The sequence below is a fragment of the Pseudomonas sp. R3-57 genome, from assembly GCF_051132065.1.
Classification (GTDB): domain Bacteria; phylum Pseudomonadota; class Gammaproteobacteria; order Pseudomonadales; family Pseudomonadaceae; genus Aquipseudomonas.
Genome location: NZ_CP071655.1, coordinates 5,708,956 through 5,727,853 on the forward strand (window position 1 = coordinate 5,708,956; position 18,898 = coordinate 5,727,853).

An 18,898-nucleotide genomic window follows, 5' to 3' on the forward strand; every position below is an offset into this window, starting at 1 on the left:
ATGAAGGTGTGTCGGTAGATCTTGACCGCCGCTGCGGCAAATCGTCCCGACGGTGGCCCATCTTACCTTTAGCCATTCGAAGACAAAGCATGGCTTGGGGATTAGAATGTCGCGCATTCTCTTTTGGTGACAGCGATATGACTGATCAGCGCAAAGGCAGCGATGCCGAACCCACCACTCACTTCGGCTTCAAAAACGTTCCGGAAAGCCAGAAAGCGGAAAAAGTCGCTGAGGTTTTCCATTCGGTAGCCGCCAAATACGACCTGATGAACGACCTTCTGTCGGGCGGCATGCACCGTCTGTGGAAGCGCTTCGCGATCGAACTGTCCGGCGTGCGCAGCGGTAACCGCGTGCTCGACATCGCCGGCGGCACCGGTGACCTGACGCGCAAATTCTCGCATCTGGTCGGCCCGACCGGTCAGGTGGTGCTGGCCGACATCAACGAATCGATGCTTAAGGTCGGTCGTGACCGCCTGCTGGATCTTGGGGTCGCCGGCAACGTCGAATTCGTCCAGGCGGACGCGGAAAAACTGCCGTTTCCGGACAACCATTTCGACTGTGTGACCATCGCCTTCGGCCTGCGCAACGTGACGCACAAGGAAGACGCCCTGCGCTCGATGCTGCGCGTGCTCAAGCCCGGCGGTCGTCTGCTGGTGCTGGAGTTCTCCAAGCCGACCAATGCGCTGATGTCGAAAGCCTACGACGCCTATTCGTTCGCCTTCATGCCGCTGATGGGCAAGCTGATCACCAATGACTCGGAAAGCTATCGCTATCTGGCCGAATCGATCCGCATGCACCCGAATCAGGAAACCCTGAAGTCGATGATGGTCGACGCCGGTTTCGACCGTGTGACCTACCACAACATGACCGCAGGCATCGTCGCCCTGCACCGCGGCATCAAGCCCTGATGTTGCTCACCGGGCTGCTCGCCAGCGTTGAACTCGGCCTCAACCGGGTGCTGCGTCTCGACAGCACGGCGCTGCCGCGGCTGGCGCATTTGACCGGCAAGGTGATTGCCGTCGACTGCCGCAGCCCGGCGCTGCAACTGTTCATCCTGCCGAGTGACGAAGGCTTGATGCTCGCTTCGCAGTGGGCAGCCGGCGTCGACTGCACCCTGCGTGCGCCGGCTTCAAGCCTGGTCAAACTGGCCCTGAGCAAAGACAAGACCGCTGTGCTGCACGCCCCGGAAGTCGAGCTCGATGGTGACAGCGGCGTGCTGCTGGAGCTGGCCGGTGTGCTGCAGGATCTCGAGCTGGACTGGGAGTACGAACTCTCGCGCTGGCTCGGCCCGGTCGCCACGCAACTGCTCGGTGGCCATCTGCGCAGCCGCGCACGCTGGTATCAGCAAGGATTTGCCAGCCTCAACCAGAACCTCGCCGAATACCTCGCCGAAGAATCGCGCACCCTGGTCGGGCAGCGCGAAGCCGAAGCGCGGTTCAGTGAACTGGACCGGATCAAACTTGATCTGGAACGACTCGAGGCGCGTTTCGAGCGCCTTTCCCGATCCCTCGACCCAAGCGATAACGCATGAAGCTGCTTGCCGTCCGCCGTCTGTTGCGCATCCAGCGCGTCGTGATCCGCTACCGCCTCGATGACCTGCTGTTCGCCCTGCCGCTGCCCTGGTTTCTTCTGGCGTTGCGCTTTGTGCTGCCGTGGCGCTGGTTGCCGCGCAAACGCCTGGAGCTGAGCCGCGGCGCGTGCCTGCGTCTGGCGTTGCAGGATCTGGGGCCGATCTTCATCAAGTTCGGGCAGATCCTATCGACCCGCCGCGACCTGCTGCCCGAAGACATCGCCGATGAGCTGATGCTGCTGCAGGACCGAGTGCCACCGTTCGATTCGCAGCTGTCGGTCAAGCTCATCGAAGAGCAGCTGGGCAAAAAAATCAGCGAGGTGTTCAGCCGTTTCGACGTCGAGCCGCTGGCCTCGGCTTCGGTGGCGCAGGTGCATGCCGCGCAGTTGAAGTCCGGTGAAGAAGTGGTGGTCAAGGTGATCCGCCCGGGTCTGAAACCGATCATCGCGCAGGATCTGGCGTGGCTGTTCATCCTCGCTCGCGCGGCTGAAAAACTCTCGGCCGACGCGCGTCTGCTGCACCCGGTCGACGTGGTGCTGGATTACGAAAAAACCATTTACGACGAACTCGATCTGCTGCGCGAGGCGGCCAACGCCAGCCAGCTGCGGCGCAATTTTGAAGGCTCGTCACTGCTCTATGTGCCGCAAGTCTACTGGGACTGGTGCCGGCCGAAAGTACTGGTGATGGAGCGGATCTACGGCATCCAGGTCACCGATCTGGCAACCCTCGCCGATCAGCGCACCGACATGAAAATGCTCGCCGAGCGTGGCGTGGAGATCTTCTTCACGCAAGTGTTTCGCGACAGCTTTTTCCACGCCGACATGCACCCGGGCAACATCTTCGTCAGCACCGTCAACCCGTGGAGCCCGCAGTACATCGCGATCGACTGCGGCATCGTCGGCAGTCTGACCCCGGAAGACCAGGATTATCTGGCGCGTAACCTGTTCGCCTTCTTCAAGCGTGATTACCGTCGCGTCGCGCAACTGCACATCGATTCGGGCTGGGTGCCGGCGGAAACCAAGCTCAACGAATTTGAAGCGGCGATCCGCACGGTCTGCGAACCGATCTTCGAAAAACCGTTAAAAGATATTTCATTCGGTCAGGTACTGATGCGCCTGTTCCAGACGGCGCGACGCTTCAACATGGAAGTGCAGCCACAGCTGGTACTGCTGCAAAAGACCTTGCTGAACATCGAAGGCCTCGGGCGTCAGCTGTACCCGGACCTGGATCTGTGGAACACCGCGCAGCCGTTCCTCGAACGCTGGATGCGCGAGCGCGTCAGCCCGAAAGCCTTGCTGGGCAACGTGCAGAGCCAGTTCGAGCAGATTCCGCACCTGGCCAACATGGCCCGCGACCTGCTCGAGCGCATGTCGCAGCCGCACGCCAACGACCCGCCGCCGCCATGGCACCGACGCAAGGATGACTGGTTCCTGCGCCTGCTCGGTTGCGCGCATCTGGCCGGCGGAGCAATGCTCGCCGCTGGCGGCCCACTAACCGATTGGGCGCACTGGCCAGCGGGAATCATGGCGGCTGTCGGCTTGTATCTGGTCGTTCGCCGATAGCACGATTGAGCTGCAAGTTATAAGCTGCAAGCCTCAAGCTTGACGACACAGGTACACCGCAACCTGCTTTTACTTGCAGCTTGAAGCTCATGGCTTGCTGCTGCTTTTCGAGATTTGAAGATGAAAAACTGGCTGGACGAGATCAAGTGGGACGCTGACGGCCTGGTGCCGGCGATTGCTCAGGATCACAAGACCGGACGCGTGCTGATGATGGCCTGGATGAACCGCGAAGCGCTCGAACTGACCGCCGCGGAGAATCGTGCAATCTACTGGTCACGTTCCCGTGGCAAGCTGTGGCGCAAGGGCGAAGAGTCCGGCCATGTGCAGACCCTGCATGAGATGCGTCTGGACTGTGATGCCGACGTGATCATCCTGATGGTTGAACAGATCGGCGACATCGCTTGCCATACCGGCCGTCAAAGCTGCTTTTACCGCGTCTTCGAAAACGGCGACTGGACAACGGTCGACCCGGTACTGAAAGACCCGCACGCCATTTACTCCGCAGGACACAAGCATGAGTGACACACTCACCCGTCTGGCCGAAGTGCTCGAAGAGCGCAAAGGCGCAGCCGCCGACAGCTCGTATGTCGCCAGCCTGTACCACAAGGGGCTGAACAAGATTCTGGAGAAGGTCGGCGAAGAGTCGGTCGAAACCATTATCGCCGCCAAGGATGCCGCGGTCAGCGGCGACTGCAGCGATGTCATCTACGAGACCGCCGACCTGTGGTTTCACAGCCTGGTCATGCTTGCCCAACTGGGGCAGCATCCGCAGGCCGTGCTCGATGAACTGGATCGCCGCTTCGGCCTGTCCGGACACGTCGAGAAAGCCTCGCGTCCGTCCGCCTGAACAACTATTCGAGAGGAACAGCAACATGGGCATTTTTGACTGGAAACACTGGATCGTCATCCTGGTTGTCGTTGTGCTGGTGTTCGGCACCAAGAAACTGAAAAACCTCGGCACCGACGTTGGCGAGTCGATCAAGGGCTTTCGCAAGGCCATGAACGACGATGAAAAACCAACCGAACCGAGCGTGACCCCGCCGACGCAGCCAGTGCCGCCGGTACAGCCGCAGACCACCGCGCAGGCCAACCCGCCGCACACCATCGACGTGCAGGCGCAGAAAGTCGAAGAGCCGATCCGCAAAGACGTGTGAGCACTGACTAATGTTTGGTATCAGCTTCTCTGAACTGCTGCTCGTCGGCCTCGTCGCCCTGCTGGTGCTGGGCCCCGAGCGTCTGCCGGGCGCTGCGCGCACTGCCGGCCTGTGGGTCGGTCGGCTGAAACGCAGCTTCAACGCGATCAAACAGGAAGTTGAACGTGAAATCGGTGCCGACGAAATCCGTCGGCAACTGCACAACGAGCACATCCTCTCGCTGGAGCAGGAAGCACGGAAGATTTTCAATCCGGTTCAGCAAGAGCCGACGCCGGTTGAGCACGTGGGCGAGCAGACGACTCATGCGCCTGCTGCACCTGCTCCGACGCCTGCACCTGCACCTGCCGCTACGACAACCGAACCCAAGCCTGCCGCGACGCCAACGTCGGTTGAGCATATAGCTCCAGACGCCGCGCCGACTGCACCAGCGCCTCACGACTCAACATTGCCGCCGCGAGCCCCATGACAAGGGCCTGTCATTGGTCATTTCCTGTGTCGCGTTGTCGCCTGAAAGCGGGCCAGGCAAGGCGGAGTCCGAAGGGAATGTGTTTTACCTTTCCGAGGACTACAACGCAGCCTGGCCCGCTTTCAGGCACAACCCGAAGGGCCGGCCCGTATTTGCGCAGGGCTGCGTTACTCGTTGCTGATTTGAAACGCCAAACTACGCGCCTCGCGCCTTGCCCTGCGCAAATACGGGCTCGGCGCGACACAGGAAATGACCAATGACAGGCCCTAGCCTCCCCGAAAACGACCAGCACATGCCGCTGGTTTCGCACCTCACCGAGTTGCGCACCCGCCTGCTGCGTTGCGTGGCCGCGATCTTCATCATTTTTGCCGGGCTGTTCGCCTTCACCCAGCAGATCTACACCTTCGTCTCGACGCCGTTGCGCCAATACCTGCCGGTCGGCGCGACGATGATCGCCACCGACGTGTCGTCGCCGTTCCTGACGCCACTGAAGCTGACGATGATGGTCTCGCTGTTTCTGGCAATCCCGGTGATCCTGCACCAGATCTGGGGCTTTATCGCGCCGGGCCTGTACAAGCACGAGAAGCGCATCGCGGTGCCGTTGCTGGTGTCGAGCATTCTGCTGTTCTACACCGGCATGGCGTTCGCCTATTACTTCGTCTTCCCGCTGATCTTCAAATTCTTCGCCGCTGCCACCCCGGCCGGCGTGGAAATGATGACCGACATCGCCAGTTACCTCGACTTCGTCATGACGCTGTTCTTCGCTTTTGGCGTCGCCTTCGAGATTCCGGTGGCCGTGGTCCTGCTGGTGTGGATCGGCGTGGTCGATGTCGCCTACCTGAAGAAGATCCGCCCGTACGTGATCATCGGCTGCTTCGTGGTCGGCATGATCCTCACGCCGCCAGACATCTTCTCGCAGACCCTGCTGGCCGTGCCGATGTGGATGCTGTTCGAGATCGGCATTCTGTTCGGTGGTCTGATCAGCAAACGCGAACGCCCGGAAGACAACCCGGCCGACGATCACAACGACCAGCCGCCAGCGACCCAGGCATGAACCTGCTGCTGCTCGAAGAAGCCGACTTCATCGCGGCCGACCGCGTCGTCCTGCGCGATCGGCGTTTGACCCATATGCAGGAAGTTCATCGTTCGCAAGTCGGTGACAGCCTGCGCGTCGGGCGCATCAACGGGCTGATGGGTTCGGCCGAACTCCTGCGCCTCGACGCCGGCGAAGCCGAGTTGCGCGTCAGCCTCGATCAGCCACCGCCGGCGAAACTGCCGCTGACTCTGGTCTTGGCGCTGCCACGGCCGAAAATGCTCCGCCGGGTGTTTCAGACAGTCGCGACCATGGGCGTCTCGAAGGTGATTCTGGTCAACAGCTACCGGGTCGAGAAAAGCTTCTGGCAGACGCCGTTTCTCGAGCCCGAGGCGATTCGAGAACAACTGATCCTCGGCCTCGAACAGGCCCGCGACACGGTGCTGCCAGAGATCATCATCGAGAAACGCTTCAAGCCTTTCGTCGAGGATCGGCTGCCGGCGATAAGCGACGGCACCCTCGGTCTGGTCGGCCACCCGGGCCATTACCCGCCCTGCCCCCGCGCGCTGAGTGAACCGGTGACCCTTGCGATCGGCCCGGAAGGCGGCTGGATCCCTTACGAGATCGATCTGCTGGCCAAATCCGGTCTGCAACCGGTGCAGCTCGGCGACCGGATCCTGCGCGTCGAAACCGCCGTCACCGCCCTGCTCGCCCGCTTGTTCTGACTTTTCGCCCCAGACAGATGGTGTTACAGATTGCCATCATCCAGCCGATACATTGCCCATAAGTCCAATTTAGTGGTCCGAAGGGAGTGGTCGCATGTACCGTTGGTTAGCCGAAAGTCTTGGGAACGTCAGCGTCAAACGCAAGCTGGGCATCGGCTTCGGCCTGGTGCTGTTACTGACGCTGTTGATCACGTTCACCGGCTGGACCGGTATGAGCGGCATCATCAGCCGCGGCGATAAACTCGGCTTCATCTCCAGCCTCAATGAGCTGACCAAGGACCTGCGCCTGGCGCGCATGGACTACGACATGCGCCGCGGCGATCAGGGACCGGGCGCGGTCAATGAATTGCTGGCCAAGCTGGACAGCGGTCTGCGAGAGGCGCGCGGGATGATCGAACAACCCGCCGATGCGGCAATGGTCGACCAGCAACTGGCCGCCGTGGCCGAGTACAAGCGCGCCTTCGGTGAGATGACCCAGGCCACCGTGCAGCGCGAAGATGCCCGCAGCAAACTGGGCGCCAACGCCGACAACGCCGTGGCCAAGGTCGGCGCAGTCGAGCAGGCGCTGTTGCAAGGTGACAGCGTGGCGCAATACAACGCGGTGATCGAGCTGAGCAAACTGCTCCAGCAAGCGCGTTATCAGGTGCGCGGCTACACCTACAGCGGCAAGGCCGATGCCGAGCAACCGGCGCTGACCGCGATCGAAAACGCTCTGAAAAACCTCGAAAGCCTGCCAAGCCGCGTGCCGGAACAGCACATCGCCAATCTGCAACAGGCCACCGACTCGCTCAAAGCCTACCGCGCCGCCGTCAGCCAGTTCCGCGACTCGCAGGTGAAAAACGCCGCTGCGCTGACGGCCATGTCGGCGCAGGGCGACATTCTCATCGCCGTCAGCAAGAAGCTCACCGAATCGCAAACCGTGGTGCGTGATAACGATGCCGCACACGCCAAGAACATGTTGCTGGTCGCCACCGCGCTGGCGCTGATCTTCGGTTTGATTGCCGCCTTGGCAATCACCCGGCAAATCATCATTCCGCTGAACCAGACCCTGCAAGTCGCCGAACGCGTTGCCGCGGGTGATCTCACCCACAACCTAGTCTCGCTGCGCCGCGACGAACTCGGCCAGTTGCAGCGCTCGATGCAAAGCATGACCCAAGGCCTGCGCGAATTGATCGGCGGCATCAGCGACGGTGTCACGCAGATCGCCAGCGCCGCCGAAGAGCTGTCGGCGGTGACCGAGCAGACCAGCGCCGGGGTCAACAATCAAAAGGTCGAGACCGATCAGGTCGCCACCGCCATGAACGAAATGGCCGCCACCGTGCAGGAAGTCGCGCGCAATGCCGAGGAAGCCTCGGAAGCGGCAGTTGCGGCCGATCAGCAGGCCCGCGAAGGCGACAAGGTGGTCGGCGAAGCCATTGCGCAGATCGAGCGCCTGGCGATTGAAGTCAGCCACTCCACCGAGGCCATGAGTGAACTCAAGCGCGAGAGCGACAAGATTGGCAGCGTCCTCGACGTGATCAAATCCGTCGCTCAGCAAACCAACCTGCTGGCGCTCAACGCCGCGATCGAAGCCGCCCGTGCCGGCGAGGCCGGTCGTGGTTTCGCCGTGGTCGCTGACGAGGTGCGCAGCCTCGCCCAGCGCACGCAGAAGTCCACCGAAGAGATTGAAGAACTGATCGTCGGCCTGCAAAACGGCACCCAGCAAGTGGCAACGATCATGGACAACAGCCGCACCCTGACCGACAGCAGCGTCGAACTGACCCGCCGCGCCGGCGGCTCACTGGAAAGCATCACCCGCACCGTCTCGGCGATTCAGGCGATGAACCAGCAGATTGCGGCAGCCGCAGAACAGCAGAGCGCCGTGGCCGAAGAGATCAACCGCAGCGTGCTGAATGTTCGTGATGTGTCTGATCAGACTTCGGCGGCGAGCGAAGAGACAGCAGCGTCGAGCGTTGAGCTGGCGCGTTTGGGGACGCATTTGCAGACGCTGGTGGGCCGGTTCAAGGTTTGAGGTGATTGATCGCCTGGGTTCGCTTGCGACCGAGGTGAGGCTATCGCTGGCAGGCCAGCTCCCACAGGGTTCGGTGGTGCGGCTCGATCTTGGCCACTCCACAAAACCCCTGTGGGAGCTAGCCCGGCTAGCGATTGGCGGTGTGATGACTGAAGAACGATCGCCAGCAACGGCTGATTGACCTGCAGACCCGCCCCCCCTCACCCCAGCCCTCTCCCGAGGGAGAGGGAGCCGACCACCGATAGCCGCCCCACTGTGGTCAGTCCCCTCTCCCTCTGGGAGAGGGTTAGGGTGAGGGGCTTTTGAATCAAGCATAAAAAAACCCCGCTGACTCAGCGGGGTTTTTTCATCAGGCCAGTTGCGCCTGCATCGTCGCCGGTCGCAACGGCAGCAGCGGTGCATGCGGATCGGCTTTCACCGAGGCCCGCCACGCGTCCAGCCACTCGGTCAGGCCTTCAGCCCAGACCTGCTCATGCAGACGCGCCAACGCTACCGGGTCGCTCAGCAGTTGCAGGCGATCATGGTTGCTCAGCTCCGCTGGGCCGACCTTGACCGCGTGCCGCACGCGCTCCTGACGCAACCACTCTATCGGCTCGGCCTGACCGTGACGGGAGGTCGCCAGCGAGCACGCCAGGGCGTTCTGCTGCGGATCGACCACTGCGCGGACGAAGCCGTCGTTCAGGGCGTGGTAGCGGTTCTCGTGGGTGTACTGGTCGGTCGCCAGCAGCGCCTGTGGCGGATTGTATTCCTCAGGAATGAGGAACAGGCTCGCGTCACGGGTCTTCAGGCCCAGGCCGACACGGCTGGAAATCACCGACACCGGGATCGACAGCATCAGCGAACCGACGATCGGCACCAGCCACCAGAGGAAGCTCGGGTTCAGCCAGATCACCAGCAGCGCCCAGCAAAAGCCCAGCAGGGTCTGCGGGCCGTGACGCTTGACCGCTTCGCTCCATGGCGTCGAGTCGTCGTCACGCTGTGGCGAGTTCCAGGTCGCGGCCCAGCCTAGGAACGCGGCAAGGACGAAACGGGTATGGAAAATCATCCGCACCGGCGCCAGCAGCATGGAGAACAGCATCTCCAGCAGCATCGACAGCGTCACCTTGAACTTGCCGCCGAACTCTTTCGCGCCCTTGGCCCAGATCAGGATGATGCTCAGCAGTTTCGGCAGGAACAACAGCACGATCGTGGTCGAGAACAGCGCGATGGCTTTGTCCGGGTGCCATTGTGGCCACAACGGATAGAGCTGACGCGGCTCCAGGAAGTACTGCGGCTCCATCAGCGTGTTGACCGCCAGCAGCGCAGTCGACAGCACCAAAAAAAAGAACCACAACGGCGCCGACAGGTACGACATCACGCCAGTCAGGAATACCGCACGGTGCACCGGGTGCATGCCCTTGACCAGGAACAGGCGGAAGTTCATCAGGTTGCCGTGGCACCAGCGACGGTCACGCTTGAGCTCGTCGAGCAGGTTCGGCGGCAGCTCTTCGTAACTGCCCGGCAGATCGTAGGCAATCCACACGCCCCAACCGGCACGGCGCATCAGCGCGGCTTCAACGAAGTCGTGAGAGAGGATCGCCCCGGAGAACGCACCTTTACCCGGCAACGGCGCCAAAGCGCAGTGGTCGATGAACGGCTTCATGCGGATGATCGCGTTGTGACCCCAGTAGTGCGATTCACCCAGCTGCCAGAAGTGCAGACCGGCAGTAAACAGCGGGCCGTATACGCGGGTGGCGAACTGCTGCATGCGCGCATACAGGGTGTCCATGCCCGACGCACGCGGCGCGGTCTGGATGATCCCGGCGTCCGGCGTGGCTTCCATCAGGCGCACCAGACTGGTCAGGCATTCGCCGCTCATCACCGAATCGGCGTCGAGCACGACCATGTACTTGTAGTCACCGCCCCAACGACGGCAGAAGTCGTCGAGGTTACCGCTCTTGCGCTTCACACGACGGCGACGGCGGCGGTAGAAGATCTTGCCGAAGCCTTTGGCTTCGCGGCAGACGTCCAGCCAGGCCTGTTGCTCGGCGACGCAGATGTCGGTGTCGTTACTGTCGCTGAGGACGAAGAAGTCGAAGCGATCCAGATCACCGGTGGCGGCGACCGATTCGAACGTCGCTCGTAGACCGGCGAACACGCGCGGTACGTCTTCGTTGCAGATCGGCATGACCAATGCGGTACGCGCATCTTTGGCAATCGGCTCGTTGCCGGCGCTTTTGCCGGAGATACGGTATTTGTCGTGACCGGTGAGCAATTCAAGGAAGCCCATCAGCGCGGTCCAGAAACCGGCCGAGACCCAGCAGAACAGAATCCCGAACAGAATCAGGATGCTGGTTTGCAGCGCATACGGCAGCACTTGCGTGGCGGTTTGCAGCAGCGGTTGGTGCAGGATTTCTTCGAGATCGACGAACGACCAGCCCTGGTACGGCATGATGCCTTTCATGTACCAGCCGGCGACGATGGTCTGGCCGAGCATCAGCAGCAACAGAATGTAGCGACGGATCGATCCGACGGTGCGCCAGCGCGCAGCCGGCAGGACATTCTCGTCCTTCGGCGGCTGCGGCGGGTTGGTGCGCCCGGTCAGACGGCGCCAGCCACGCACCAGGATATTGGTGCGCCATGGCTCCGGCACGACCTTGGTGCGGCGGATCGGCGGAGTGGCTTTCATGCTGATCCGGCCGCTGGCGTCGAGCACCAGCATTTCCGCTTCTTCCAGCTCTTCGGCGGTGCTCAGGGTCAGGCGCTTGCCCACCGAAGCCTGGGCGGCTTCGGCAGGGGCGTCGAACGTCGAGGACGACAGGCGTTGATGCAGCTCGCTGAACGACTGGCAGCCCGCGAGTTCCGCGCGCTGCTCGTCGGTCATCGGCAGATGCGCCAGATACTCGGACAGAGTCTCTGGCTGTACTTGAGAGTTACTCATCGGCAGGCAACTGATAGCTCCAGGTCTCGGTCAGGACTTCTTCAGTCGGTGCCGATTCCGGTGTGGCTGGGGCCGCGTCCGCAGCGGCTGGCTGCTTGGCGTCTTTGTTGGCCTTGTCCTTGGCCTCTGCTACCGGCTTGGCTTCAGCCTGTTTGGCCTCGGCAGCCTTGGCTTCCCTGTCGATTTTCTCTTGCTGCTTGGCGGCAACCTTGTCGGCTTTGGCGACGGAGGAGTTGGACGCTGGCACCGATTTCGCCAGATCAGCAGTCACGACTGGCTGAACCAGTGCGGCACGCATCTCGGTGGACTTGCTCGGATCCTTGATCTTCATCCGCAGGGTCAAGCGCCAGCCCTTGGTTTCCGGGTTGTAGCGCACGCTGTTTTCCACCAGTTCGGCGTTGTCGCCGACACTGACCTGACTGCGCACATCGGCGTCCGGGGCCAGAGCGGCCAGCGATGGACCTTCGAAGTCGACCAGATAAGCGACGCTGCCATCCGGCTGACGGATCAGGTTCGATTGCTTGACGTCACCGGTCGAACGCAGGGTTTGTGCAACCCAGGCACTGTCAGGTGCGTGCAGCGCGGCTTCATCCATGGTCCAGTGCAGGCGGTAGGCGAAGTCCAGCGGCTGACCTGGCTCCGGCATTTTTTCCGGGCTCCAGAACGCAACGATGTTGTCGTTGGTTTCATCGGCGGTCGGAATTTCCACCAGATCGACGGTGCCCTTGCCCCACTCGCCCTTCGGCTCGATCCAGGCGCTTGGACGCTTGTCGTAGCGGTCGTCGAGATCTTCGTAGTGGCTAAAGTCGCGGCCACGTTGCAGCAGACCGAAACCACGCGGGTTCTCGACGCTGAAGTTGCTCACGGCCAGGTGTTTCGGGTTGTTCAGTGGACGCCAGATCCACTCGCCATTACCGGCGTGGATCGACAGACCGCTGGAGTCGTGCAGTTCACGACGGTAGTTAAGGACTTTCGACGGCTGGTTGGCACCGAACAGGAACATGCTGGTCAGCGGCGCGATACCCAGTTTGCCGACCTTGTCACGCAGGAACATCTGCGCCTTGACGTCGACGATGGTGTCGCTGCCCGGACGCAGGATCAGGCGGTAGGCACCGGTGGCGCGCGGCGAATCCAGCAGCGCGAAGATCACCAGGTGCTTGTCGCCCGGCTTCGGCTGTTGAATCCAGAACTCGCGAAAACGCGGGAATTCTTCACCCGACGGCAACGCAGTGTCGATCGCCAGACCACGGGCCGACAGACCGTAGGTGTGACCCTTGCCGACAACGCGGAAGTAACTCGCGCCGAGCATGGTCATGATTTCGTCTTGCTTGTCGGCCTTGTTGATCGGGTACAGCACACGGAAACCGGCATAACCCAGTTGTTCGGTGGCCTTCGGATCGAATTTGAGGTCGCCGAAATCGAAGCGCGTCGGATCGTATTTGATCTCTTCGACGGTGTTCGCTGTGATTTCGTTGATTTTCACCGGTGTATCGAAGTGCATACCCTGATGATAGAAGGACAGCTTGAACGGCGTCTTCTGATCGGCCCACTCAGCCTTTTCGGTGAGGAAGCGGATTTTCTGATAGTCCGCGAACTTCATATCGCGGAATTCGTTCGGCAGGTTGCTGCGCGGGGCTTCGAACTTCTGCCCGGCCAGCTCTTTGGCCTTGGCCGATACATCGTCAAGATTGAACGCCCAAAGCTGACCGGCGCTGAGCAGGCACAGGAGCGCCGAACCCGCTACCAGGGCACTTCGCATGCGTTTGGCAGACATTTTTGCTGCATTACAGGGACTAACAATCACGAGCAACCCTCGCCGAAAACAGATCAATAAACCAACGGCCAGATGAAGTGCCTGTGGGGATTTCGGCGATAAAAAACCGACCTTCCAGCGCACCCTTGCCAAGTTGGCGAGCATTGTTCCGACTCCGCTGGGGCAAAATGATTCCCCAATCGGATCCGGACAAGTCTCTACCTAAGTCAAAACGGACCAACGAACGCTGATCCCCGTAGCGCGCGATTATCTAGTAGCCCGCATGACAACGCATCAGGGGTAACAAAGTATTTATCGCGAAAACACCCGAAAAACAGTCGAAATTTCCTAAAGAAGGTGTTTCAAGCATTTTCAGGTCTGTAACAAAAAGGTAACCGGGCCATCGTTGACCAGATGCACCTGCATATCGGCGCCGAATCTACCTGATGCCACAGTGCCATGCACCTGTTTCGCTTTGCTCAATAGATAGTCGAACAACTCCTCGCCAAGGGCCGGCGGCGCCGCGCTCGAAAAGCTCGGACGCAGGCCGCTTCTGGTATCCGCCGCGAGGGTGAACTGAGAGACCAGCAGCAACCCACCGCCGACATCACCAAGGGACAGGTTCATCTTGCCCTCGGCGTCACTGAATACCCGATAGTTAAGCAGCTTATGCAGAAGTTTGTCGGCGCTGGCACGCGTGTCGTCGGGTTCTACCGCGACCAGCACCAGCAAGCCTTGATCGATCGCACCGACAACTTCCCCGTCGACCTCGACCCGCGCGCCGCGCACGCGCTGCAACAGCCCCTTCATGCTTCTTCAGGCGGCAGATCGAGCAGACGCTGAGCCATTTTGCTCGCCGCGCGCACCAGCGCATCGGTGATGCCCGGTTCGGACGCCGCGTGGCCGGCGTCGCGGATTACCTGCAATTCGCTGTTCGGCCAGGCCTGATGCAGCTCCCAGGCATTGTCGAGCGGGCAGATCACGTCGTAGCGACCGTGAATGATCACGCCCGGCAGATGGGCAATCCTGGCCATGTCGCGAATCAACTGGTTCGGCTCCAGGAAGGCGTTATTGGTGAAGTAATGGCATTCGATCCGCGCAATCGACAGCGCGCGCTGCGGCTCGGAGAAGCGATCAACCACCAGCGGGTTGGGCCGCAGGGTCGCGGTGCGCCCTTCCCAGGTCGACCACGCCTTGGCCGCGTGCATTTGCGCGATCTGGTCGTTGCCGGTGAGGCGCTTGTGGAAGGCGCTGAGCAGGTCGTCGCGCTCGTCCAGCGGGATCGGTGCGATGTAGTCCTGCCAGTAATCGGGGAACAGACGGCTGGCACCGGCCTGATAGAACCACTCGATTTCCTGCGGGCGGCAGAGAAAGATCCCGCGCAGGATCAGACCGTGGACGCGCTCCGGGTGGGTTTGCGCGTACGCCAGCGCCAGGGTCGAGCCCCATGAGCCGCCGAACAGCACCCATTTGTCGATGCCCAAATGTTTGCGGATGCGCTCGAGGTCTTCAACCAGATCCCAGGTGGTGTTGTTTTCCAGGCTGGCGTGGGGCGTCGAGCGTCCGCAGCCGCGCTGGTCGAAAGTGACAATGCGATACAGGTTCGGATCGAAGTAGCGGCGGCTCTGCGCGTCGCACCCGGCGCCGGGGCCACCGTGGATGAACACCACCGGCAGACCTTCCGGCGAGCCGCTTTCATCGACGTATAGCGTATGGGTGTCATCGACAGCCAGATCGTGCCGGGCGTGGGGTTTGATCTGCGGAAACAAAGTCTGCATTGCGCGCTCCGTAAGGGGTCGAGGTCATCCCTGAGGGGACTTCTATTATTCTGCCGTTGGGCATCATAAACCCGATTTACGTCAATGAGCATGCTCCGGGTTACTCGCAATTTTTCAGCCGTGTCCCCTGTAGGAGTGAGCCTGCTCGCGATAACGGTGTGCCAGTCACTGAAATGGCGACTGAACCGACGCTATCGCGAGCAGGCTCACTCCTACAGGGGTAGGCGCCAGGCTTTATTTTGCGTAATGGCTTTGGCCCCAGGCCAGCAGCCCCTCGAGCAATTCCTTGAGCACCCCCTGCGTCGGCGCGGCCAGGTCGGCGCGGTAGCGGAACGGTTCGAACTCTTCCATGTAGGTGGACTGGCACAGTTCGAGTTGCACCGCGTGGATGTGTTCGGCCGGGTTGCCGTAGTGGCGGGTGATGTGTCCGCCCTTGAACCGACCGTTAAGCACATGGCTGAAGTTGCTGTGCTGCGCGCAGATCGCTTCCAGCTGCGCGGCTAGTTGCGCATCGCAGCTGGCGCCATTGAACGTGCCGAGGTTGAAGTCCGGCAGCTTGCCGTCGAACAGGTGCGGGATGATCGAGCGGATCGAGTGCGCATCGAACAGCAGCGCGTAGCCGAATTCAGCCTTGAGCCGCGCCAGCTCCTCGTGCAGCTTGCGGTGATACGGCGTCCAGATCTGCTCCAGATAGCTCGCGCGTTCTTCTTTCGATGGTTCCAGACCTTCCTGGAACAACGGAATGCCATCGAACAGCGTCGCCGGATACAGGCCGGTGGTTGCCCCGGCGTACATTGGCTTGTCGTCGGATGGACGATTCAGATCGATGACGAATCGCGAATACTCGGCGGCCAGGGTACTGGCACCCAGCGCTTCAGCGAAATCGTAAAGCTGCGGGATGTGCCAATCGGTGTCCGGCAGGCTTCTCGCCGCCGGGATCAGCCCGGCCTCGACCGCAGGCGTCAGGCGTACCCCGGCATGCGGCATGCTGATCAGCAACGGCACGTGACCTTGTTTGAAATGCAGAACCTTATCCACAACCGCTCTCCTACAGAATTGATTCAACGCCGTGACGCACGACGCGCTTGTCCAGATCGCCACCGAGCCAATACGCCAGATCTGCCGGACGATCGATCTGCCAGGCGACAAAATCGGCGACCTTGCCGACCTCCAGCGAACCGTGGGTGGCAGCCATGCCCAGCGCTTGCGCCGCGTGGATCGTCGCGCCGGCCAGGGCTTCTTCCGGGGTCATACGGAAACAAGTGCAGGCCATGTTCAACATCAGACGCAACGACAACGCCGGCGAGGTGCCGGGGTTGAGGTCGCTGGCAATCGCAATTTTTACGTTGTGCTTGCGCAGGGCATCCATCGGCGGCAGCTGGGTTTCGCGCAGGAAATAGAACGCGCCCGGCAGCAACACGGCGACGGTGTCGGACTCGGCCATGGCGATGGCGTCGGCTTCGTCCATGAATTCCAGGTGATCGGCGGACAGCGCCTTATAGCGAGCAGCGAGGCTGGAGCCGTGCAGCGATGAGAGTTGCTCGGCGTGAAGCTTGACCGGCAAACCGAGTTTTTGCGCGGCGACGAACACGCGCTCGACCTGCTCCGGCGAGAACGCCAGGTATTCGCAGAAGGCATCGACCGCATCGACCAGGCCCTCGGCGGCCAGCGCCGGGAGCATTTCATCGCAGATCAGATCGATGTAGTCGTCGGCGCGATCCTTGTATTCCGGCGGCAGTGCATGAGCGGCCAGGCAGGTGCTGCGAACGCTGACCGGCAGTTCTTGCTGCAGACGACGGATGACTCGCAGGATCTTGCGTTCGTTGGCCAGATCGAGGCCGTAGCCGGATTTCATTTCGACCGTGGTCACGCCGTCGCGCATCAGGCTTTTCAGGCGCTTGGCGGCGCTGACGAACAGCTGGTCTTCGCTCGCTTCACGGGTCGCACGCACGGTGCTGGCGATACCACCGCCCTGCGCGGCGATGTCGGCATAGCTGACACCTTGCAGACGCTTTTCGAATTCACCGCTGCGGTTGCCGCCGAACACCGTGTGGGTGTGGCAGTCGATCAGCCCGGGCGTGACCCAGGCGCCTTGAAGGTCATTGACCGCCGGGTATTCGCCGGACGGCAATTGCTGGCGCGGGCCGATCCACTCGATGAGCGCACCGGAGGTGACGATGGCGGCGTCCTCGATGATCGAGTAAACGCCGTGGGCCATGGTTGCGACGTGGCAGTGTTGCCAGAGGGTTTTCATCCCAAATCCTCGTCTTGTGTGATCGTTCCCACGCTCTGCGTGGGAATGCCTCAAGGGACGCTCTGCGTCCAGTGACGCGGAGCGTCACGGGCTGCATTCCCACGCAGAGCGTGGGAACGATCAATAAGTGGGGTTAAAGGCTAGGCAGCAACTTCGATGGAACCAGCTCGGTCAGGCACCGCGAAGCCAACAGCTCAGTCGCCGCGTTGATATCTGGCGCAAAGAACCGGTCCTTCTCATAAAACGGCACTTCCTTACGCAAAATCGCCCGCGCCTGTTCCAGCTTCGGCGAGGTCTTCAGACCGTTGCGCAAGTCCAGCCCCTGGGCCGCCGCCAGCCATTCCACGGCGAGAATGCCGCGGGTATTTTCCGCCATTTCCCACAGACGCTTGCCGGCCGCAGGGGCCATCGAGACATGGTCTTCCTGGTTGGCCGAGGTCGGCAGGCTATCGACCGAATGCGGATGGGCCAGCGCCTTGTTCTCGCTGGCCAGTGCCGCCGCCGTCACCTGCGCGATCATGAAACCGGAGTTCACGCCGCCATTGGCAACCAGGAACGGCGGCAGTTGCGACATGTGCTTGTCCATCATCAGCGAGATGCGCCGCTCGCTCAGCGAGCCGATTTCAGCGATGGCCAGGGCCATGTTGTCAGCGGCCATGGCCACCGGTTCGGCGTGGAAGTTGCCGCCGGAAATCACATCGCCTTCAGCGGCGAACACCAGCGGGTTATCCGACACTGCATTGGCTTCGACGGCCAGCACTTCGGCGGCCTGACGGAACTGGGTCAGGCAGGCGCCCATGACCTGTGGCTGGCAGCGCAGCGAGTACGGATCCTGGACCTTCTCGCAGTTCTGGTGCGAATCGGAGACTTCACTGCGCTCACCGAGCAGATCGCGATAAGCAGCCGCGGCATCAATCTGGCCTTTCTGGCCGCGAGCCGCGTGAATGCGTGCGTCGAACGGCGAGCGCGAGCCCAGCACGGCTTCAACGCTGAGACCGCCGAGCGCCAGTGCACCGGCGAACAGGTCTTCACCTTCAAACAGACCACGCAGCGCGAACGCGGTGGACACCTGAGTGCCGTTGAGCAGCGCCAGACCTTCTTTTGCCGCCAGGGTCAGCGGGGTCAGACCGGCGATTTTCAGCGCCTCGGTGGCTTGCATCCACTCACCCTTGTAGCGCGCCTTGCCCTCTCCCAGCAGCACCAGCGACATGTGCGCCAGCGGCGCCAGATCGCCCGATGCACCGACCGACCCCTTCAGCGGGATGTGCGGATAGATCTCGGCATTGATCAGCGCGATCAACGCATCGATGACCACTCGGCGGATGCCCGAAAAACCGCGGCTCAGGCTGTTGACCTTGAGCACCATGACCAGCCGCACCAGCGCATCGCTGATCGGCTCACCGACACCGGCGGCGTGCGACAGCACGAGCGAACGCTGCAGGTTTTCCAGGTCTTCGCTGGCGATGCGTGTCGACGCCAGCAGGCCGAAACCGGTGTTGATGCCGTAGGCCGTGCGATTCTCGGCGAGAATCTGCTCGACGCAGGCCACGCTGGCTTCGATCTGCGCAGCGGCGCTGTTGTCGAGGCTCAGCTTGACCGGATGCTGGTAGACGTCACGCAGTTGGGCCAGGCTCAGTTGGCCGGGAATCAGGTTCAGCGCAGTCATGTTTGT

17 protein-coding genes and 1 pseudogene are annotated in these 18,898 nt (G+C 61.7%); 11 read left to right on the forward strand and 7 right to left on the reverse strand.

The features are described 5' to 3' along the window. Positions 1 to 137 precede the first annotated feature (137 nt). The 11 genes and pseudogenes from ubiE to J3P93_RS25640 all read left to right on the forward strand — a co-directional run bounded on the left by ubiE (position 138) and on the right by J3P93_RS25640 (position 8,521). Positions 138 to 908, forward strand: coding sequence for a bifunctional demethylmenaquinone methyltransferase/2-methoxy-6-polyprenyl-1,4-benzoquinol methylase UbiE (ubiE, locus tag J3P93_RS25590; RefSeq protein ID WP_186531921.1), 771 nt, complete (start codon positions 138 to 140; stop codon positions 906 to 908). After that, a complete protein-coding gene (locus J3P93_RS25595) occupies positions 908 to 1,531 on the forward strand; it encodes a ubiquinone biosynthesis accessory factor UbiJ (protein WP_093105828.1) in 624 nt (207 codons plus the stop codon). The genes ubiE and J3P93_RS25595 overlap by 1 nt, the downstream gene beginning before the upstream one ends. After that, on the forward strand, positions 1,528 to 3,132 hold the full coding sequence (ubiB, locus tag J3P93_RS25600; protein WP_434593230.1) for a ubiquinone biosynthesis regulatory protein kinase UbiB: 1,605 nt from the start codon (positions 1,528 to 1,530) through the stop codon (positions 3,130 to 3,132). The genes J3P93_RS25595 and ubiB overlap by 4 nt, the downstream gene beginning before the upstream one ends. Before the next feature lie 120 nt (positions 3,133 to 3,252). After that, positions 3,253 to 3,654, forward strand: a complete 402-nt coding sequence (hisI, locus tag J3P93_RS25605) for a phosphoribosyl-AMP cyclohydrolase (protein ID WP_046816940.1) — start codon at positions 3,253 to 3,255, stop codon at positions 3,652 to 3,654. After that, positions 3,647 to 3,979, forward strand: a complete 333-nt coding sequence (locus tag J3P93_RS25610) for a phosphoribosyl-ATP diphosphatase (protein ID WP_434593234.1) — start codon at positions 3,647 to 3,649, stop codon at positions 3,977 to 3,979. Before hisI ends, J3P93_RS25610 begins: the two co-directional genes overlap by 8 nt. A gap of 25 nt (positions 3,980 to 4,004) precedes the next feature. Continuing rightward, positions 4,005 to 4,286, forward strand: a complete 282-nt coding sequence (locus tag J3P93_RS25615; protein ID WP_434593237.1) for a twin-arginine translocase TatA/TatE family subunit — start codon at positions 4,005 to 4,007, stop codon at positions 4,284 to 4,286. Positions 4,287 to 4,296: 10 nt separating this feature from the next. Further along, on the forward strand, positions 4,297 to 4,752 hold the full coding sequence (gene tatB / locus J3P93_RS25620; RefSeq protein WP_434593239.1) for a Sec-independent protein translocase protein TatB: 456 nt from the start codon (positions 4,297 to 4,299) through the stop codon (positions 4,750 to 4,752). Between the two features lie 256 nt (positions 4,753 to 5,008). Further along, positions 5,009 to 5,806 carry a twin-arginine translocase subunit TatC gene (gene tatC / locus J3P93_RS25625; RefSeq protein ID WP_434593241.1) on the forward strand — a complete coding sequence of 266 codons (798 nt, stop codon included), beginning with the start codon at positions 5,009 to 5,011 and terminating at the stop codon, positions 5,804 to 5,806. Then, complete coding sequence (locus J3P93_RS25630) at positions 5,803 to 6,510, forward strand: 16S rRNA (uracil(1498)-N(3))-methyltransferase (RefSeq protein WP_434593243.1); 708 nt, start codon at positions 5,803 to 5,805, stop codon at positions 6,508 to 6,510. The genes tatC and J3P93_RS25630 overlap by 4 nt, the downstream gene beginning before the upstream one ends. A gap of 211 nt (positions 6,511 to 6,721) precedes the next feature. Beyond that, positions 6,722 to 7,618, forward strand: a pseudogene (locus J3P93_RS25635) (methyl-accepting chemotaxis protein); the annotation flags it as partial. Positions 7,619 to 7,816: 198 nt separating this feature from the next. Continuing rightward, positions 7,817 to 8,521 (forward strand): methyl-accepting chemotaxis protein, encoded by a 705-nt coding sequence (locus tag J3P93_RS25640; protein WP_434598494.1) that lies wholly within the window; start codon positions 7,817 to 7,819, stop codon positions 8,519 to 8,521. Positions 8,522 to 8,870: 349 nt separating this feature from the next. On the opposite strand, the gene mdoH is transcribed toward J3P93_RS25640, so the two are convergent. From mdoH to hutH, 7 genes are all read right to left on the reverse strand, one after another. Next, the gene (gene mdoH / locus J3P93_RS25645; protein WP_434593246.1) at positions 8,871 to 11,441 is read right to left on the reverse strand and encodes a glucans biosynthesis glucosyltransferase MdoH; all 2,571 of its coding nucleotides are present in this window, start codon (positions 11,439 to 11,441) and stop codon (positions 8,871 to 8,873) included. Next, positions 11,434 to 13,215 (reverse strand): glucan biosynthesis protein G, encoded by a 1,782-nt coding sequence (locus J3P93_RS25650; protein ID WP_434593248.1) that lies wholly within the window; start codon positions 13,213 to 13,215, stop codon positions 11,434 to 11,436. The genes mdoH and J3P93_RS25650 overlap by 8 nt, the downstream gene beginning before the upstream one ends. Before the next feature lie 351 nt (positions 13,216 to 13,566). Further along, positions 13,567 to 14,004: a D-aminoacyl-tRNA deacylase gene (gene dtd, locus J3P93_RS25655; RefSeq protein WP_434593251.1), complete on the reverse strand. Its 438-nt coding sequence runs from the start codon at positions 14,002 to 14,004 to the stop codon at positions 13,567 to 13,569. Continuing rightward, the gene (gene pip / locus J3P93_RS25660) at positions 14,001 to 14,972 is read right to left on the reverse strand and encodes a prolyl aminopeptidase (RefSeq protein WP_093105859.1); all 972 of its coding nucleotides are present in this window, start codon (positions 14,970 to 14,972) and stop codon (positions 14,001 to 14,003) included. Before pip ends, dtd begins: the two co-directional genes overlap by 4 nt. Positions 14,973 to 15,206: 234 nt before the next feature. Next, on the reverse strand, positions 15,207 to 16,010 hold the full coding sequence (gene hutG, locus J3P93_RS25665) for an N-formylglutamate deformylase (RefSeq protein WP_434593255.1): 804 nt from the start codon (positions 16,008 to 16,010) through the stop codon (positions 15,207 to 15,209). Between the two features lie 10 nt (positions 16,011 to 16,020). Further along, positions 16,021 to 17,226, reverse strand: a complete 1,206-nt coding sequence (hutI, locus tag J3P93_RS25670; RefSeq protein WP_434593258.1) for an imidazolonepropionase — start codon at positions 17,224 to 17,226, stop codon at positions 16,021 to 16,023. Positions 17,227 to 17,359: 133 nt separating this feature from the next. Next, entirely contained in the window at positions 17,360 to 18,892 is a 1,533-nt protein-coding gene (hutH, locus tag J3P93_RS25675) for a histidine ammonia-lyase (protein ID WP_434593261.1), read from the reverse strand. Positions 18,893 to 18,898: the final 6 nt, after the last annotated feature.

Coding starts and splice junctions, on each gene's coding strand:
- J3P93_RS25650 (WP_434593248.1), bottom strand. CDS start 13,215: ATGTCTGCCAAACGCATGCGAAGTGCCCTGGTAGCGGGTTCGGCGCTC.
- ubiE (WP_186531921.1), top strand. CDS start 138: ATGACTGATCAGCGCAAAGGCAGCGATGCCGAACCCACCACTCACTTC.
- hutH (WP_434593261.1), bottom strand. CDS start 18,892: ATGACTGCGCTGAACCTGATTCCCGGCCAACTGAGCCTGGCCCAACTG.
- hisI (WP_046816940.1), top strand. CDS start 3,253: ATGAAAAACTGGCTGGACGAGATCAAGTGGGACGCTGACGGCCTGGTG.
- J3P93_RS25595 (WP_093105828.1), top strand. CDS start 908: ATGTTGCTCACCGGGCTGCTCGCCAGCGTTGAACTCGGCCTCAACCGG.
- mdoH (WP_434593246.1), bottom strand. CDS start 11,441: ATGAGTAACTCTCAAGTACAGCCAGAGACTCTGTCCGAGTATCTGGCG.
- J3P93_RS25610 (WP_434593234.1), top strand. CDS start 3,647: ATGAGTGACACACTCACCCGTCTGGCCGAAGTGCTCGAAGAGCGCAAA.
- tatB (WP_434593239.1), top strand. CDS start 4,297: ATGTTTGGTATCAGCTTCTCTGAACTGCTGCTCGTCGGCCTCGTCGCC.
- tatC (WP_434593241.1), top strand. CDS start 5,009: ATGACAGGCCCTAGCCTCCCCGAAAACGACCAGCACATGCCGCTGGTT.
- pip (WP_093105859.1), bottom strand. CDS start 14,972: ATGCAGACTTTGTTTCCGCAGATCAAACCCCACGCCCGGCACGATCTG.
- ubiB (WP_434593230.1), top strand. CDS start 1,528: ATGAAGCTGCTTGCCGTCCGCCGTCTGTTGCGCATCCAGCGCGTCGTG.
- dtd (WP_434593251.1), bottom strand. CDS start 14,004: ATGAAGGGGCTGTTGCAGCGCGTGCGCGGCGCGCGGGTCGAGGTCGAC.
- J3P93_RS25615 (WP_434593237.1), top strand. CDS start 4,005: ATGGGCATTTTTGACTGGAAACACTGGATCGTCATCCTGGTTGTCGTT.
- J3P93_RS25630 (WP_434593243.1), top strand. CDS start 5,803: ATGAACCTGCTGCTGCTCGAAGAAGCCGACTTCATCGCGGCCGACCGC.
- hutI (WP_434593258.1), bottom strand. CDS start 17,226: ATGAAAACCCTCTGGCAACACTGCCACGTCGCAACCATGGCCCACGGC.
- J3P93_RS25640 (WP_434598494.1), top strand. CDS start 7,817: ATGGCCGCCACCGTGCAGGAAGTCGCGCGCAATGCCGAGGAAGCCTCG.